This window comes from Streptomyces sp. 142MFCol3.1, assembly GCF_000424945.1.
Taxonomy (GTDB): domain Bacteria; phylum Actinomycetota; class Actinomycetes; order Streptomycetales; family Streptomycetaceae; genus Streptomyces; species Streptomyces siamensis.
Genome location: NZ_AUKV01000007.1, coordinates 141,565 through 157,478, shown reverse-complemented (window position 1 = coordinate 157,478; position 15,914 = coordinate 141,565). Strand labels below are relative to the sequence as shown.

Sequence of the window (15,914 nt, the reverse complement as noted above, 5' to 3'; positions counted from 1 at the left end):
GCCGGAGGCTCTCCCGGGCCCGGACGGGCCCCGTCTGCGTCACGGGAGCGGTCCCACGCTGCGGGGCGGCCGCACCCGTCCCCGCACGGGCGGACGTCCGCCCTCTTGCGCCCGCGCACGAAACCCCGCCGCGCGCACCAGGATCGCGCACTGGAGGACCACCGAACCTCGCGCACGGGCGCAGCTCCGTGGGTTGCCCGCGACTCGCGCCCGCGACTCGCGCACAGGAGCTCCGCACCTCCTCCGTACGTGCGGAGCACCGCGGCTCACGCGCGGCGGTCGCACGCGGTACCCCCGTGAGCGAGGGGCGAGGAGACGCCCGTCCGCACGTCCACGGGCGGGGCACCGCGGGGTGCACACGGCACGAAGTCCGTTCGCGCACAGGGGCACCATCCTGGCGCGCAGGGGCGGAGCCCCGCGGCTCGCGCGACAGTTGCCCCTCGCCGGCGGCGGTACGGCGTGGGGGAGAGTCCCGTCCGTCGGGCCTGGACGGAGCGCCGCGCATCGTGCGCCGCAGAAGTGCCCCTCGCGCACAGGAGCACCACCCGAGCGAGGCCTTCCGCCCGCCGCGCAGGGAAGATGCCCCCGGCCGCCCCGTCAGGGAGGACCCCGCAGGACAGCCCTTAGGGCAGCAACCCCGCCCGCCGCGCCGCGACCACGGCCTCCAGACGGGTGTGCGCGCCCAGCTTCCGCATCACCGCGCGCAGATACCCCTTCACCGTCTCCGGACGCAGCCCGAGGCGCTGTGCGGCGACCGCGTTGGTGGCCCCCGTCGCGACACAGGCGAGGACGTCCAGCTCGCGGGGCGCGAGACCCACCTTGCGCGCCGCGAGGCCGGCCTCGCGCTCCGGAGCGGACGGCGCCGCCGCGTCGGCCAGCCGCCCGCAGACGGCGAGAAGTTCGTCGCGCAGTGCCGGGTCGGCGATCCGCGGAGCCATCGCGCGCAGCGCCCCGTGGGCCTCCCGCACCTCTTCCCACGCACCGTCCGTCACCGACGGCTCCTGCTTGCGCGCGACGGCGAGCAGGTCCCGCGCCTCGTCCCGCACGACCAGCGCCTGCTCCACGTCCCGGGCCGCCGCGACCGCCGCGCCGAGCGTGCGGTCGCCCAGGGGCTGCGCCGTCCGCAGGGCGCCGTACAGCACAGCGCGCACCCGCCGGCGTACGACGACGGGCACCGCGAGGACGGAGCACAGCCCCTCGGTGGCGACCGCCACGTCGTACTCGTGGCTGATCTGCCGCGAGGTCGAGTAGTCGGTCACCGCGCAGGGCCGGGCCAGGGCCACCGCCTTGCCGCCCAGACCGTTCCCCGAGGAGACGGCGAGCGCGCTGAGCGCGGCCGTCGCGGTGCCGCTGAGTTCGCTGATGCGCACGTGCCGGCGCCCGGGATCGACCAGGCCGCCGAAGGCGACGGGCAGCCCCGTCGCGCGGCGCAGCCGCACCAGCGCACCACGCATCTCCCCTGCCTCGGCTGCGTCTGCTGCCACCTGTTCGCCCCCTCTTCGCGGCGCACCCCCGTTCGGGGGTGGTGAGACCTGCATCACGGAATACACGATGTTAGGCGGCGGTCCGGCAACGAGGAGGACACATGACGGCGACGACCGGCGCGACGGACGAGTTCCGCGCCGCGCGGGACTTCCTGCTGGAGCACCGCGAGGACTACCTCACGGCCTACGAGGGTTTTTGCTGGCCCCGCCCGGAGTACTTCAACTGGGCGCTCGACTGGTTCGACGTCGTCGCACGAGGCAACGACCGGACCGCCCTGCACATCGTGGAGGAGGACGGCGACCGCACCGAGGTCTCCTTCGCCGCGATGTCCGAGCGTTCGAACCGGGTCGCCAACTGGCTGCGCGCGCAGGGCGTGGGCGCCGATGACCGTGTCCTCGTCATGCTCGGCAACCAGGTCGAACTGTGGGAGACGGCGCTCGCCGCGATGAAGCTGAGGGCCGTGGTCATCCCGGCCACCCCGCTGCTCGGCGCCGCCGACCTGCGCGACCGGGTCGAGCGGGGACGGGTGCGGCACGTCGTCGTCCGCTCCGGCGACGCGGAGAAGTTCGCCGACGTGCCGGGCCACTACACCCCGATCGCGGTCGGCGGTGCCCGCCCCGGCTGGCTCGCGTACGAGGAGGCGTACACGGCGGACGCGGCCTTCGAACCCGACGGCCCCACTCTCGCGGACGACCCGCTGATGCTCTACTTCACCTCGGGCACCACCGCACGCCCCAAGCTGGTCGAGCACACCCACGTCTCCTACCCGGTCGGACACCTCGCGACCATGTACTGGATCGGGCTCAAGCCCGGCGACGTGCACCTCAACATCTCCTCGCCCGGCTGGGCCAAGCACGCCTGGTCGAACCTCTTCGCGCCGTGGAACGCGGAGGCGACCGTCTTCATCCACAACTACACCCGCTTCGACGCGGGCCGGCTGATGGCGGAGATGGACCGGGCGGGCGTCACCACCTTCTGCGCCCCGCCCACGGTGTGGCGGATGCTCATCCAGGCCGACCTGACCCAGCTGCGGACGCCGCCCCGCGAGGCCGTCGCCGCGGGGGAACCGTTGAACCCCGAGGTCATCGAGCAGGTCCGGCGCTCCTGGGGTGTCACCGTCCGGGACGGCTTCGGGCAGACCGAGACGGCCGTCCAGGTCTCCAACAGCCCCGGGCAGAAGCTCAAGACGGGCTCCATGGGGCGGCCCTGCCCCGGCTTCCGCGTCGAACTGCTCGACCCGGTGACCGGTGCGCCGGGAGCGGCGGAGGGCGAGATCTCGCTCGATCTGTCGGACCGTCCGGTCGGCCTGATGACCGGCTACCACGGGGACGGCGACCGCACGGCGGAGGCGATGGCCGGCGGCTACTACCGCACCGGGGACATCGGCTCCCGGGACGAGGACGGCTACATCACGTACGTGGGCCGCGCCGACGACGTGTTCAAGGCCAGCGACTACAAGATCTCGCCGTTCGAGCTGGAGAGCGCCCTGCTGGAGCACGAGGCGGTCGCGGAGGCCGCCGTGGTCCCCGCCCCCGACGAGCTGCGGCTGGCCGTCCCGAAGGCGTACATCGTCCTCGCGGCGGGGTACGAGCCCGGTCCTGACATGGCCAAGGTGCTCTTCGAGCATTCCCGTACCGTCCTCGCCCCGTACAAGCGCGTCCGCCGCCTGGAGTTCGGCGAGCTCCCCAAGACCGTCTCCGGCAAGATCCGCCGGATCGAACTGCGTGAGGCCACGGCCGCGGGATCCGCCGCCGAGTACCGCGAGGAGGACTTCCGGTGACAGAACTGTCCTACGCCCACGGCACGAGCACCACACCCCTGCTGGGCGACACGATCGGCGCCGACCTGGACCGGGCGATCGCCGCGTACCCGGAGCGCGAGGCCCTCGTGGACGTGCCCTCCGCACGCCGCTGGACGTACGCCGAGTTCGGCGCCGCGGTCGACGAGGTGGCGCGCGGACTCCTCGCCAAGGGCGTGCTCAAGGGCGACCGCGTCGGCATCTGGGCGATCAACTGCCCCGAGTGGGTGCTCGTCCAGTACGCGACCGCCCGGATCGGCGCGATCATGGTGAACATCAACCCCGCCTATCGCGCGCACGAGTTGGAGTACGTGCTGAAGCAGGCGGGGATCTCGGTGCTCGTCGCCTCGCAGGAGCACAAGGGCAGCGACTACCGCGCGCTGGTCAACCAGGTCCGCGAGAAGTGCCCGGAACTGCGGGAGACGGTGTACATCGGCGACCCGTCGTGGGACGCCCTGACGGCGGGTGCCGCCGCCGTGCCCGCGGAGCGACTGGCCGCCGCCGCAGCCGAGTTGAGCTGCGACGACCCGGTCAACATCCAGTACACCTCGGGCACCACCGGCTTCCCCAAGGGCGCGACGCTCTCCCACCACAACATCCTCAACAACGGTTACTGGGTGGGCCGCACCGTCGGTTACACCGAGCAGGACCGGGTCTGTCTGCCCGTGCCCTTCTACCACTGCTTCGGCATGGTCATGGGGAATCTGGGGGCCACCTCGCACGGCGCGTGCATCGTCATCCCGGCCCCGTCGTTCGACCCGGCGGCCACGCTGGAGGCCGTGCAGCAGGAGCGGTGCACGTCCCTGTACGGCGTCCCCACCATGTTCATCGCGGAGCTGAGCCTGCCCGGCTTCGCGGCGTACGACCTGTCCTCCCTGCGCACCGGCATCATGGCGGGCTCGCCCTGCCCGGTCGAGGTGATGAAGCGGGTCGTCGCCGAGATGCACATGCGGGAGGTGTCCATCTGCTACGGCATGACCGAGACCTCCCCGGTGTCCCTGCAGACCCGGATGGACGACGACCTCGAACACCGCACCGGCACCGTCGGACGGGTCCTGCCGCACATCGAGGTGAAGGTGGTCGACCCGGTCGGCGGCGTCACGCTGCCGCGCGGCGAACCGGGCGAACTGTGCACCCGCGGCTACAGCGTCATGCTCGGCTACTGGGACGAGCCCGAGAAGACCGCCGAAGCCGTCGACCCCGGACGCTGGATGCACACCGGCGACCTCGCGGTGATGCGCGAGGACGGCTATGTGGAGATCGTCGGCCGCATCAAGGACATGATCATCCGCGGCGGTGAGAACATCTATCCCCGCGAGATCGAGGAATTCCTGTACGCCCACCCGAAGATCGCCGACGTCCAGGTGGTCGGGGTACCCCACGAACGCTACGGCGAGGAGGTGCTCGCCTGCGTCATCCCCCGCGACCCGGACGACCCGCTCACCCTGGACGAACTGCGCGGCTTCTGCGAGGGACAGCTCGCGCACTACAAGATCCCCAGCCGGCTGCGCGTCCTGGACGCCTTCCCGATGACGGTCTCCGGAAAGGTCCGCAAGATCGAACTGCGGGAGGAGGCCGCTCGGGAGCGGTGACGCGGCGCGGGCGTGTGCCGTGCCGGCCGCCGACCGTCGGGGGCGGACCGGCCGGTGCGGCAGGTGTGTGTCACGCGCCGGAGACGGCGAGTTCGTCCGCGAGGGTGTTCGCGGGTTGAGGGGTGCCCGTGAGGTCGAGGACGAAGAGGGGGATCCCGAGGCTGTCAGCGCGGGCGCGGGCCTCGTCGTCGTAGCCCGCCAGGGAGAAGTAGACGCAGCCCGCCGACTCGGTCATGGCCGTCAGCCACAGGCACTCGACGTCGCGCAGTGAGGCCGGGCGCACGGTGGGGTCCACCTGGGCCAGGATGCCGCGGGCGGCCAGCCCGATCCCGGACGGCGGACGCTGGTCCGCGCGCCGGATGTCGCGGTAGCCGAGCCAGCGCAGGTACAGCGCCGCGGCCGTGACCGCGTCCCGCGCGGTCCGGATGGTGACCGGCTGGAACCCCGGCCGGGGCGCCCCCGCGGAACCGCCCGGCCGGCATCCCGCGCCCTTCGCGACCCGCGCCGGGCCTGGTCCCTGTTCACCCCCGGAACCCGGTCGCCCCACCGCTCCGGAACCCGGGCCCTCTGCCGGGTCGGAACCCGAGCCCCCCGCCGGGTCGGAACCCGGGCCCTCGACCGCGCCGATGTCCGGGGCCCCGACCGCGCCCGACCCCCGGTTCCCCGTCGCGCCGATGTCCGGGCCCCCTGCCGCGTCGGCGTCCGGGCCTCCCGCCGCGGGTACGTCGGGGGCGGGCGCCGTGTCCGCCCCGCGGCGGCCCCTCCCGCCCTTGCCGTCGCCGGAGCCGCTGTCGTCCCGCGGTGCGGTGCCTTCTCGTGTCTTGCCCTCCGGCGCCGGGTCCGGCCGGGTCGGCGCGACCACCGGGATGCGGAGTGCCGTGCCGCAGGGGCAGCCCAGCTCAGGGTGCGGCCACTGGGCGACGTGGTTGCAGGCGCGGCACCGGACCGTGGCCCACTCCTCGTCCCAGACGCGGTGCGTGATGGGTGTCGGGTTCGCGAGGCGGTCCAGCTCGGGCGTGACGGGCGCGCCGCACACACAGGGATAGGGCGGTGCCGCGTAGAGGTGCTCGCGTCGGCAGGCCGGGCACCTCACCGGCACGCTCTCGGCCATGGCCCACTCCAGGTCGTCACGTCGGGACAGGGTTCCCATCGTCCTCCTGACGGAGGTTCGAAGGGGGCGAAACGGTTCGACGTCCGCCGCCTAGGTCCCTGCCCGGGCCCGCTCTTGACGCCCCTCATCGCGCCGCCTACATTACTTCCAGATAGTAGAAGTTATTTTCCGCGATGTGGAATTGAGGGCTGAGGGGTCCGAGGGTCCGCCGCGGAACCGCAAAGGAATCAACAGCTCTCCGCGGGGCGCGACGGGAGCGCGAATCCGACAGCCGAAGCAGGAGTACTCCATGGCTCGTATGACCGCTGCCCGCGCGGCAGTCGAGATCCTCAAGCGCGAGGGCGTCAGCAACGCTTTCGGCGTGCCGGGTGCGGCGATCAACCCCTTCTACGCGGCTCTCCAGGCCTCCGGCGGGATCAACCACACCCTCGCTCGGCACGTCGAGGGCGCCTCGCACATGGCCGAGGGCTACACCCGGACCCACCCGGGCAACATCGGCGTCTGCATCGGCACCTCCGGCCCCGCCGGAACCGACATGATCACCGGTCTCTACTCCGCCATCGGCGACTCCGTCCCGATCCTGTGCATCACCGGCCAGGCCCCGACCGCCGTGATCCACAAGGAGGACTTCCAGGCCGTCGACATCGCCTCCATCGCCAAACCGGTGACGAAGATGGCGGTCACCGTCCTGGAGGCGGCGCAGGTCCCCGGCGTCTTCCAGCAGGCCTTCCACCTGATGAGGTCCGGTCGCCCCGGCCCCGTCCTGATCGACCTGCCCATCGACGTCCAGCTGACCGAGATCGAGTTCGACCCTGAGACGTACGAGCCGCTCCAGGCGTACAAGCCGGCCGCCGCCCGCGCCCAGATCGAGAAGGCGATCGGGCTGCTGAACGCGTCCGAGCGGCCGCTGATCGTCGCGGGCGGCGGTGTCATCAACGCCGACGCCTGCGAACTCCTCGTCGAGTTCGCCGAACTGACGGGCACTCCGGTCGTCCCGACCCTGATGGGCTGGGGCATCCTCCCCGACGACCACGAGCTCAACGCCGGCATGGTCGGTCTGCAGACCTCGCACCGCTACGGCAACGCGACCTTCCTGGAGTCCGACTTCGTCCTCGGCATCGGCAACCGCTGGGCCAACCGCCACACCGGCAGGCTGGACGTCTACACGGCCGGCCGCACCTTCGTGCATGTCGACATCGAGCCCACCCAGATCGGCAGGATCTTCGCCCCGCACTACGGCATCGCCTCCGACGCCAAGGCCGCGCTGGAGCTGTTCGTCGAGGCGGCACGGGAGTTGAAGGCGGCGGGCAGGCTGCCCGACCGTTCCGCGTGGGCCGCGTCCGCGCAGGAGAAGAAGGCCACGCTCCAGCGCCGTACGCACTTCGACGACATTCCGATCAAGCCGCAGCGCGTCTACGAGGAGATGAACAAGGCCTTCGGCCCGGAGACGCGTTACGTCTCCACCATCGGCCTCTCACAGATCGCCGGCGCGCAGATGCTGCACGTCTACCGGCCGCGGCACTGGATCAACTGCGGCCAGGCGGGTCCGCTCGGCTGGACGATCCCGGCCGCGCTCGGCGTGGCCAAGGCCGATCCCGACGCGCAGGTCGTGGCGCTCTCCGGCGACTACGACTTCCAGTTCATGATCGAGGAGCTCGCCGTCGGCGCACAGCACCGGATCCCCTACGTGCACGTGCTGGTGAACAACTCCTACCTCGGCCTGATCCGCCAGGCGCAGCGGGCGTTCGACATCGACTTCCAGGTCAAGCTGGAGTTCGAGAACATCAACTCGCCCGAACTGGGCGTCTACGGCGTCGACCACGTCAAGGTCGCCGAGGGCCTGGGCTGCAAGGCGATCCGCGTGACCGACCCGGCCGAGCTGGGCGCCGCCTTCGAGCAGGCCAAGAAGCTCGCCGCCGAACATCAGGTCCCCGTGGTCGTCGAGGCGATCCTGGAGCGGGTCACCAACATCGCGATGTCCACGACGAACGACATCGGCAACGTCGTCGAGTTCGAGGAACTCGCCACCGAGCCGGGCCACGCGCCCACCTCGATCAAGCCCCTGAAGGTCTGACACAGCGCCGACACGGGCAGCGCCGCAGGGTGCGGTACCGCCGATTCCTGGACGGGGAGGCTCACCGGAGGGTGGGCCGCCCCGTTCGCGCGCGGCGGGCTGCGCACCGTGCGCGGCCCGCCACACACCGTGCCCGCGGTACGTCCCGGCGGAGCGGGCTGCTTCCCGTGCCCGCGGTCGTCCCGGCGGCCCGGGCTGCTTCCCGTGCCCTCGGCCCCGGGACAGTGACCCGGGCCGCTTCCCGTGCCCGCGGTCGCCCGGCGGACCGGGCCGCTTCCCGTGCCCGCGGTCGCCCGGCGGACCGGGCCGCTTCCCGTGCCCTCACCTGGTTCTGCCGCGAGGTGATGGGCGGAGAACCCGAGGGCGGCAGGCACGGGCCGGTCCCGTGGCCGAACGTCACACAGCGGCGCGGCGGTCCGGGGCTCACCCCCGGACCGCCGCGCCGCTGTTCTCGGTGCTTCCCCCGTACCCCCGTATTTCCGGCCCCCGTACCCCGTACTTCCGTACCCCCGTCCGGAGCCCGCCGCCCCCGTGCCGGCGGGCCCCGTGTGCCGAGCATGTGCCTCATCCGGGGGGAGTTGAAGCCCCCGGGACGGTGTTCAGAGGTTGATTTGAGGGTTCCGTAGGGCGGGTACGCCCGGTTGCGTACGCCGGAGGCCCTTGCGCGCCCTCAGTGGGACGGCTGCGTGGGGTGCCCGGGGTGCTCCGAGAGCCCGGGCCAGTCGTCAGGCCCGCCCCCCTGCCAGTCGATGATGTCGGTCGCCTCGATCTCGACCTCGTCGAGGTCGATGTCGGCGTGCCGCAGGATCTCGACGACGTCGTCGAGGTGGTAGGCGATACCGAGCGTCTCGTCCCCGGCGGTGACCCGCCGCGACCCGTCCAGTGCCGGAGCGTGCACAACGATGCTGGGAAAGTCCATGTCCTCAGGCTGCTGCGCGGCGGCCCTATCCGCACCCGGAGCACAGGGCGAGGCGCCGGGTACGGGACCGTCCGTACCCGGCGCCTCGGGCCGGTGAGCCGTGTGGTTGTCGCCGTCCGACGGCGCGAGGCCGGGCGCGACAGGACATTCGCGCCGCCGGACGGGGCATCAGGGTCCGCACGTGAGTACGGAGAGGAGCCACACGGGAGTGTGGGGAGGACCGCACCGGAGTGCGGAGAGAGCCGTACCGGGGGTACGGAGAGGACCGCGGCGGATGCGATGGAACCCGGTTCCCCTTCCCTCAGGTCGAGAAGGGGGCCGGTGAACCGTCACCACCGCACTGGCTCGCACGCCGCCGCGGTCCCGGTCCTGCCCGCACGGCGCTGGACCACCCCTCATCCGGGTCCGACGCCGCCACGGGCGGCTCGTGTCGAGGCTCAGTCCTCGCGCAGGGCGCGGACGGCCTCCTCCACACGCCGGCCGTACTCCGGGTCGGCGGCGTGGAAGTGGGCGAGGTTCTTCTCGATCACGTCGTCGCGGGAGACCTGGGAGAGGCCGCCGGCGATGTTCGCGATCAGCCGGGACCGCTCCTCGGCCGACATCAGGCGGTACAGCTCACCCGCCTGGAAGAAGTGGTCGTCCTTGGTGTGCGGCGGGGCCTCGTGGGTGCCCGTGTGGCCCGACACCGCGAACGGTGCGGACAGCGGGCGGCCGGTCTCGGCCGGACCGTCGTACGAGTTGGGCTCGTAGTTCTTGGCGTGGCGGCCCTGGCCGTTGGCGGCCATCAGACCGTCGCGGCCGTAGTTGGCGGCGGCCGCGGCCTTCGGGGCGTTGACCGCGAGCTGGGTGTGGTTGACGCCCAGGCGGTAACGGTGCGCGTCCGCGTAGGCGAACAGACGGCCCTGGAGCATCTTGTCGGGGGAGGGGCCGATGCCCGGAACGAAGTTGTTCGGGGAGAAGGCGGCCTGCTCGACCTCGGCGAAGACGTTGTCCGGGTTGCGGTCCAGGACCAGGCGGCCCACGCGCTGGAGCGGGTGGTCGTGGTGCGGCCACACCTTGGTGAGGTCGAACGGGTTGAAGCGGTAGTCCGCCGCCTCGGCCGCGGGCATGATCTGGACGTACAGCGTCCAGGACGGGTTCACGCCGCGCTCGATGGCCTGGAGCAGGTCCGTCTGGTGCGAGTTCGGGTCCTTGCCCGCGATCTCCTGGGCCTGTTCGGTGGACAGCGAGCGGACGCCCTGGTTCGTCTTGAAGTGGTACTTGACGAAGAAGGCCTCGCCCTCGGCGTTCGTCCACTGGTAGGTGTGCGAGCCGTAGCCGTTCATGTGGCGGTACGAGGCCGGGATGCCGCGGTCGCCCATCAGCCAGGTGATCTGGTGCGTCGCCTCGGGGGCGTGCGCCCAGAAGTCCCAGACGTTGTCCGGTTCCTGCTTGCCCGTGAACGGGTCGCGCTTCTGGGAGTGGATGAAGTCGGGGAACTTGATGGGGTCCTTGATGAAGAAGACCGGGGTGTTGTTGCCGACGAGGTCGTAGTTGCCCTCTTCGGTGTAGAACTTGAGCGCGAAGCCGCGCGGGTCGCGGACCGCGTCCGCCCCGCCGAGGCTGTCGGCCACGGTGGAGAAGCGCAGGAAGACCTCGGTGCGCTTGCCGACGGTGTCCAGGAAGTCGGCGTGGGTGAAGCCCGTGACGTCGTCGGTGACCTCGAAGTGACCGTAGGCGCCGGAACCGCGGGCGTGCACCACGCGCTCCGGGATGCGCTCGCGGTTGAACCGGGCGAGCTTCTCCAGGAGGTGCTGGTCCTGGAGCAGGAGCGGGCCACCGACGCCGGCGGTGGCGGAGTTCTGGTTGTCGGCGACCGGGGCGCCGGACTCGGTCGTGAGCACGCGCTTCGACATCGTGACCTTCCGTACGAGGGGGGCAGCGGGGCCGGCGGAAAACTGATTCCGCTTCATGGACCTTCCGCTTGGCGGAGCCTAGGTTCGGGGTGAACTGGGCGTCAACAGTTTGTTGAAGAGGGATCCGGGCCGCGGCGGCGCCTGGGCGCGACAGGACAGATGTCGGCGCCGCCGCGGCCCGGACGTACGGGACGCTCAGACCTGGGCGCCGGAGAGGCGCTCGACCGAGCGCAGCAGCGCGGAGTGGTCCAGGCCGCCGTCGCCCTGCGCGCGCAGGCTGGCGACGAGCTGCGCGACCACGCCGCCGACCGGCAGGGCGGCGCCGACGTTGCGGGCGGCGTCCGTGACGATGCCCATGTCCTTGTGGTGCAGGTCGATGCGGAAGCCCGGCTTGAAGTCGCGGTTCAGGAAGTTGTCCTTCTTGCGCGTCAGCACGGTGGAGCCGGCGAGACCGCCGTTGAGGACGTCGAGCGCGGCCCTCAGGTCCACGCCCGACTTCTCCAGGAAGACCACGGCCTCGGCGCACGCCTGGATGTTCACGGCGACGATCAGCTGGTTGGCCGCCTTCACGGTCTGGCCCGAGCCGTGCGGACCGCACAGCACGATGGTCCTGCCCAGCGCCTCGAAGATCGGCTCGGCCTCGTCGAAGTCGGCCTGCTCACCTCCGACCATGATCGAGAGCACGGCCTCGATCGCGCCGGCCTCGCCGCCGGACACCGGGGCGTCCAGCACGCGGATGCCCTTGTCCTTGGCCGCCTCGGCGAGGTCCACGGAGGTCTGCGGGGTGATCGACGACATGTCGATCAGCAGGGCGCCGGCCCTGGCGTTCTCCAGGATGCCGTCAGGGCCGTAGGCGATGGCCTCGACCTGCGGGGAGGCGGGCACCATCGTGATCACGACGTCGGCCTCGCGCACGGCCTCGGCGATCGAGCCGGCCGCGGTGCCTCCGGCGGCGGCCAGGCGCTCCAGTTTGTCCCGCTCCAGTGTGTAGCCCGTGACCTCGTAGCCGGCCTTGATCAGGTTCTCCGACATGGGCGAGCCCATGATGCCGAGGCCGATCCAGGCCACCGTCGGGCGGGCGGAGTCTGCGGGGTTGTTGCTCATGAGGGTGCCTCTCTGGCGTCTGTGCTGCGTCTGGGGTTCCGCAGGGCGGGCGGCTGCGCCGGTCACGGGTGCCGCGCGGCTGCCGCCGCGGGGTCCGCGCGGCGGGTGGCCGTGTCCGTATGTGCCGTGCGGTGGGGCCGGGGTCTGTCAGCGGGCGGCGCGGGCCTGTGCGGGCAGCCAGTCGAAGGCCTCCGCGCTCGGGCGGTCGCCGGGCTTGTACTCCAGGCCGACCCAGCCCTCGTAACCGGCCTTCCGCAGCTGGTCGAGGAGGTCCTCCAGCGGGAGGGTGCCGGTGCCCGGGGCGCCGCGGCCGGGGTTGTCAGCCATCTGCACGTGCCCGGTCCGGCCGGTGTACTCGGCGATCACCTGCGGCAGGTCCTCGCCGTTCATGGACAGGTGGTACAGGTCCATGAGGAACTTGGCGTTGCCGAGGCCCGTCGCCTCGTTGACCTTGTCGACCACGCCGACGCCGGCCGGTGCGCTGACGAGTGGGTAGTCCGGGGACTCCGGCTGGTTGAGCGTCTCGACGAGGAGGATCGCGCCGATCCGGCTCGCGGCGCGCGCCGCGAGGACCAGGTTCTCCAGCGCGAGGGCGTCCTGCTCGGCGGGGTCCACGCCCTCGACGCGGTTGCCGTACAGCGCGTTGAGCGCCTTGCAGCCGAGCGACAGGGCGAACGCCGCGGCCACGTCGATGTTGGCGCGGAACTTGTCCGACTCGGCCCCGGGGATCGACAGTGCGCCCCGGTCGGGGCCCGGCAACTGCCCGGCGTAGAAGTTCAGGCCCGTCAGCTGGACGCCCGCGTCCTCGATCGCCTTCTTCAGCGCGCCGAGCTCGGACTGCTCGGGGGTGGGGGAGTCGACCCAGGGCCACCACAGCTCGACCGCGGTGAAGCCCGCCGCGGCGGCGGCCGCGGGGCGCTCCAGGAGCGGGAGTTCCGTGAAGAGGATCGACAGGTTGACGTTGAAGCGCTGGTCTGCGAATCCCATGGGGGTCGGCGCTCCCTTCCGTTGTCGAGATTCCGTATTACGGAAGTTCGTTTCTGCTTAATGGAAGATTGCCGTCGGGCGTCGCGGCTTGTCAAGGGGGTGCCGCGGGAATGCGGCTCGTACGGGGGCCCGCCGCGCAGGGGGTTGCCGGGGGATGCGCGGCGCGCAGTAGGTTGAGCCCGTGCGATTGAGAGTGGAGTTCACGACCGAGCCCTTCGACCTCGACGAGGCGCCCCCGCACGCGCTGGTCGCCCGCGAGGTCATCGAGGCGGCCGAGCTGGACGCCGTGGACGTCGGCCCGTTCGGCAACACCGCGGAGGGCGGTGCGGACGCGGTGCTCACCGCGGTCGACGCGCTGCTGCGCAAGGCCCTGGGGGCGGGCGCCACCCGGGTCTCGCTCCAGGTGAACGTCGTCGGGGAGGGCGACAAGTGACCGGCATCGGGGACGACCCCTTCGTCACGGCGGTCAAGCCGCTGGTCGACGCCATGGGGGGCGAGATGCTGCCGCCCGGCGAGGCCGGGGCCGACGACGTCGTGCTGTCCTGGGAAGGCGCGGACGTCGTCGCCGTGCGCCTGCCCCAGCTCGCCGACTCGCTGGACCACATCCTGGCCGCCCTGGAGCGCAAGCAGGGCCGGCCGCTGGCCGATCTCGACCGCAAGGCGAAGCAGGAGGTCGTGCGCATACTGGAAGCGCGCGGGGCATTCTCCGTACGGCACGGCGTGGAGACCGTGGCGAGCGCGCTCGGCGTGAGCCGGTTCACCGTCTACAACTATCTGAACCGCGAAAAAGGGGCCTGACCAGGCACGACGCGGCGAGGGTCGGCTCGCGCGCGAGGCACCGCCGTCCGGACTGCCGGGCGGCGGTTTTTGTTACCCGAAGTTTTCAACAAAGTGTTGACGCGGTGTTTCCGAGGGCGTTAGCTATCCGCAGCCCGTCCAGCACAAGGCCACGGAGGCTTCCCGTGACTTCGAGTACGACACCTGGCGGCCTCGCCCGGTTCAACGCCCTGGAGGAGCACGCGGCCCTCGCCGCACTCCACGAGGTGTGCGCCTCCACCGCGTGGGCCCGCATCCTGCTCGCCCGGCGCCCGTACGCCACCACCGACGATCTGCACCTGGCGAGCGACGCCGCCATGGCCGGGCTGACCGCCGCGGACCTGGCGGAGGCGATGGCGGGACACCCGCCGATCGGGCGCCCGAAGCCGGGGGACCCCACCTCCTCCCGTGAGCAGCGCGGCATGGCCGGCGCCTCCGCGGAACTCAAGGAGGAGATGCTCGAACTGAACCTGGACTACCAGGAGAAGTTCGGCCACGTCTTCCTGATCTGCGCCACCGGCCGGACCGGGGAGCAGATGCGCGACGCGGTCAAGGAACGGATCGGCAACTCGCCCGAGCAGGAGCGGGAGATCGTCCGCTTTGAACTGGGCAAGATCAATCGCATCCGTCTGGCCGGTCTCGTAGAGGGAGATGAGGCATGAGCACCGACACCACCGCCTCCGTGTCCACCCACATCCTCGACACCAGCGCGGGGCGCCCCGCCGAGGGCGTCGCCGTCCGACTCGCCGCCCGCGCCGGCGGCGCGGCGGACTGGGTGGCGCTCGGCGGCTCCGCGACCGACGCGGACGGCCGGTGCAGGGACCTTCCCGCACTGCCGGAGGGGACGACCCACGTACGGCTCGACTTCGCCGTCGAGCAGTACTTCGAAAAGAAGCAAGCCGATGCGCAGCAGGACGCCCCCGCGAATCGGGACAGCGGCGCGCCCGGAGTGTTCTTCCCGGAGGTGGCCATCACCTTCGCCGTCCGGCCGGGCGAGCACTACCACGTACCGCTGCTGCTCAACCCGTTCGGCTACTCCGTTTACCGAGGGAGCTAGCAGACATGCCCACGATTCTGGGACAGAACCAGTACGGCAAGGCCGAGAACCGAGTCGTCAGGATCACCCGCGACGGCGCCACGCACCACATCAAGGACCTGAACGTGTCGGTCGCGCTGAGCGGCGACATGGAGGAGGTCCACTACTCGGGCTCCAACGCGAACGTCCTGCCGACGGACACCACCAAGAACACGGTGTACGCCTTCGCCAAGGAGTACGGCATCGAGTCCGCCGAGCAGTTCGGCATCCACCTCGCCCGGCACTTCGTCACCAGCCAGGAGCCGATCAAGCAGGCGCGCATCCGCATCGAGGAGTACGCCTGGGAGCGCATCGAGGCCTCGGACGCGAACTCCAAGTTCATCGGCGCGGACGCGGTCAAGCACTCCTTCGTCCGCAAGGGCCAGGAGACCCGCGTCACCCAGATCACCTTCGACGGTGAGAACTGGGAGGTCATCTCCGGCCTGAAGGACCTCGTCGTGATGAACTCCACGAACTCCGAGTTCTGGGGCTACGTCAAGGACAAGTACACGACGCTCGAGGAGGCCTACGACCGCATCCTGGCCACCCAGGTGTCCGGCCGCTGGCGCTTCAACTGGAGCGGCGACGAGCAGAAGATGCCCAACTGGGAGAAGTCCTACGACCAGGTGAAGAAGCACATGCTCCAGGCCTTCGCCGAGACGTACTCCCTCTCGCTGCAGCAGACCCTGTACCAGATGGGCGCGCGCATCATCAACAACCGCAGTGAGATCGACGAGGTGCGCTTCTCCCTCCCGAACAAGCATCACTTCCTCGTCGACCTGGAGCCGTTCGGGCTGGAGAACGACAACGAGGTCTACTTCGCGGCCGATCGCCCGTACGGCCTCATCGAGGCGACCATCCTGCGTGACGGCTGCGAGCCGCGCATCCCGGTGGACCTCACCAACCTGTAGGCCCGCTCCGCGGGACCGCGTGCCCGATTCCCCGACGCGTGCGCCGGCGTCGAGTCCCAGGGGAGAGCGGGGGCATCTGCGCAACAACAGCACCACGGATCCGGTCGTCACCCCGCTCGACCCCCGGATCCGTCCACCGATGGGAAG

At 71.3% G+C, this 15,914-nt stretch carries 14 protein-coding genes; 8 read left to right on the top strand and 6 right to left on the bottom strand.

Annotated features, from left to right (window positions below):
* Window positions 1-623: 623 nt before the first annotated feature.
* On the bottom strand, window positions 624-1,484 hold the full coding sequence (locus tag H305_RS0112165) for a helix-turn-helix transcriptional regulator (protein WP_028800624.1): 861 nt from the start codon (window positions 1,482-1,484) through the stop codon (window positions 624-626).
* A gap of 101 nt (window positions 1,485-1,585) precedes the next feature.
* Here H305_RS0112165 and H305_RS0112160 point away from each other — a divergent pair, with 101 nt between their 5' ends.
* Window positions 1,586-3,265, top strand: a complete 1,680-nt coding sequence (locus H305_RS0112160) for an AMP-binding protein (protein WP_028800623.1) — start codon at window positions 1,586-1,588, stop codon at window positions 3,263-3,265.
* The gene (locus tag H305_RS0112155) at window positions 3,229-4,875 is read left to right on the top strand and encodes an AMP-binding protein (protein ID WP_420708052.1); all 1,647 of its coding nucleotides are present in this window, start codon (window positions 3,229-3,231) and stop codon (window positions 4,873-4,875) included. Before H305_RS0112160 ends, H305_RS0112155 begins: the two co-directional genes overlap by 37 nt.
* Before the next feature lie 70 nt (window positions 4,876-4,945).
* On the opposite strand, the gene H305_RS0112150 is transcribed toward H305_RS0112155, so the two are convergent.
* Entirely contained in the window at window positions 4,946-5,773 is an 828-nt protein-coding gene (locus H305_RS0112150; protein ID WP_234020768.1) for a hypothetical protein, read from the bottom strand.
* A 502-nt stretch (window positions 5,774-6,275) separates the two neighbouring features.
* Here H305_RS0112150 and gcl point away from each other — a divergent pair.
* Window positions 6,276-8,060: a glyoxylate carboligase gene (gene gcl, locus H305_RS0112145; RefSeq protein ID WP_028800620.1), complete on the top strand. Its 1,785-nt coding sequence runs from the start codon at window positions 6,276-6,278 to the stop codon at window positions 8,058-8,060.
* Between the two features lie 670 nt (window positions 8,061-8,730).
* On the opposite strand, the gene H305_RS0112140 is transcribed toward gcl, so the two are convergent.
* The 4 genes from H305_RS0112140 to H305_RS0112125 all read right to left on the bottom strand — a co-directional run bounded on the left by H305_RS0112140 (window position 8,731) and on the right by H305_RS0112125 (window position 12,965).
* Window positions 8,731-8,979 carry a hypothetical protein gene (locus tag H305_RS0112140; RefSeq protein WP_028800619.1) on the bottom strand — a complete coding sequence of 83 codons (249 nt, stop codon included), beginning with the start codon at window positions 8,977-8,979 and terminating at the stop codon, window positions 8,731-8,733.
* 437 nt (window positions 8,980-9,416) lie between these two features.
* Entirely contained in the window at window positions 9,417-10,874 is a 1,458-nt protein-coding gene (locus H305_RS0112135) for a catalase (protein ID WP_028800618.1), read from the bottom strand.
* A gap of 195 nt (window positions 10,875-11,069) precedes the next feature.
* The gene (locus H305_RS0112130; protein WP_028800617.1) at window positions 11,070-11,978 is read right to left on the bottom strand and encodes a 2-hydroxy-3-oxopropionate reductase; all 909 of its coding nucleotides are present in this window, start codon (window positions 11,976-11,978) and stop codon (window positions 11,070-11,072) included.
* 147 nt (window positions 11,979-12,125) lie between these two features.
* On the bottom strand, window positions 12,126-12,965 hold the full coding sequence (locus H305_RS0112125) for a TIM barrel protein (protein WP_028800616.1): 840 nt from the start codon (window positions 12,963-12,965) through the stop codon (window positions 12,126-12,128).
* Between the two features lie 181 nt (window positions 12,966-13,146).
* Between H305_RS0112125 and H305_RS0112120 the strand changes: the two genes are divergently transcribed.
* From H305_RS0112120 to pucL, 5 genes are all read left to right on the top strand, one after another.
* Entirely contained in the window at window positions 13,147-13,398 is a 252-nt protein-coding gene (locus H305_RS0112120) for a hypothetical protein (protein WP_037763576.1), read from the top strand.
* Window positions 13,395-13,763: a helix-turn-helix domain-containing protein gene (locus tag H305_RS0112115; protein ID WP_028800614.1), complete on the top strand. Its 369-nt coding sequence runs from the start codon at window positions 13,395-13,397 to the stop codon at window positions 13,761-13,763. The genes H305_RS0112120 and H305_RS0112115 overlap by 4 nt, the downstream gene beginning before the upstream one ends.
* 164 nt (window positions 13,764-13,927) lie before the next feature.
* Window positions 13,928-14,443, top strand: coding sequence for a 2-oxo-4-hydroxy-4-carboxy-5-ureidoimidazoline decarboxylase (gene uraD / locus H305_RS0112110; protein ID WP_028800613.1), 516 nt, complete (start codon window positions 13,928-13,930; stop codon window positions 14,441-14,443).
* Window positions 14,440-14,838 (top strand): hydroxyisourate hydrolase, encoded by a 399-nt coding sequence (gene uraH, locus H305_RS0112105; protein ID WP_028800612.1) that lies wholly within the window; start codon window positions 14,440-14,442, stop codon window positions 14,836-14,838. Before uraD ends, uraH begins: the two co-directional genes overlap by 4 nt.
* Window positions 14,839-14,843: 5 nt before the next feature.
* On the top strand, window positions 14,844-15,767 hold the full coding sequence (gene pucL, locus H305_RS0112100) for a factor-independent urate hydroxylase (RefSeq protein ID WP_028800611.1): 924 nt from the start codon (window positions 14,844-14,846) through the stop codon (window positions 15,765-15,767).
* Window positions 15,768-15,914: the final 147 nt, after the last annotated feature.

What these genes read in the sequence shown, in the direction of transcription:
- H305_RS0112160 (WP_028800623.1), top strand. Translation starts at nt 1,586, where the DNA reads ATGACGGCGACGACCGGCGCGACGGACGAGTTCCGCGCCGCGCGGGAC.
- gcl (WP_028800620.1), top strand. Translation starts at nt 6,276, where the DNA reads ATGGCTCGTATGACCGCTGCCCGCGCGGCAGTCGAGATCCTCAAGCGC.
- H305_RS0112140 (WP_028800619.1), bottom strand. Translation starts at nt 8,979, where the DNA reads ATGGACTTTCCCAGCATCGTTGTGCACGCTCCGGCACTGGACGGGTCG.
- H305_RS0112135 (WP_028800618.1), bottom strand. Translation starts at nt 10,874, where the DNA reads ATGTCGAAGCGCGTGCTCACGACCGAGTCCGGCGCCCCGGTCGCCGAC.
- H305_RS0112130 (WP_028800617.1), bottom strand. Translation starts at nt 11,978, where the DNA reads ATGAGCAACAACCCCGCAGACTCCGCCCGCCCGACGGTGGCCTGGATC.
- H305_RS0112125 (WP_028800616.1), bottom strand. Translation starts at nt 12,965, where the DNA reads ATGGGATTCGCAGACCAGCGCTTCAACGTCAACCTGTCGATCCTCTTC.
- uraH (WP_028800612.1), top strand. Translation starts at nt 14,440, where the DNA reads ATGAGCACCGACACCACCGCCTCCGTGTCCACCCACATCCTCGACACC.
- pucL (WP_028800611.1), top strand. Translation starts at nt 14,844, where the DNA reads ATGCCCACGATTCTGGGACAGAACCAGTACGGCAAGGCCGAGAACCGA.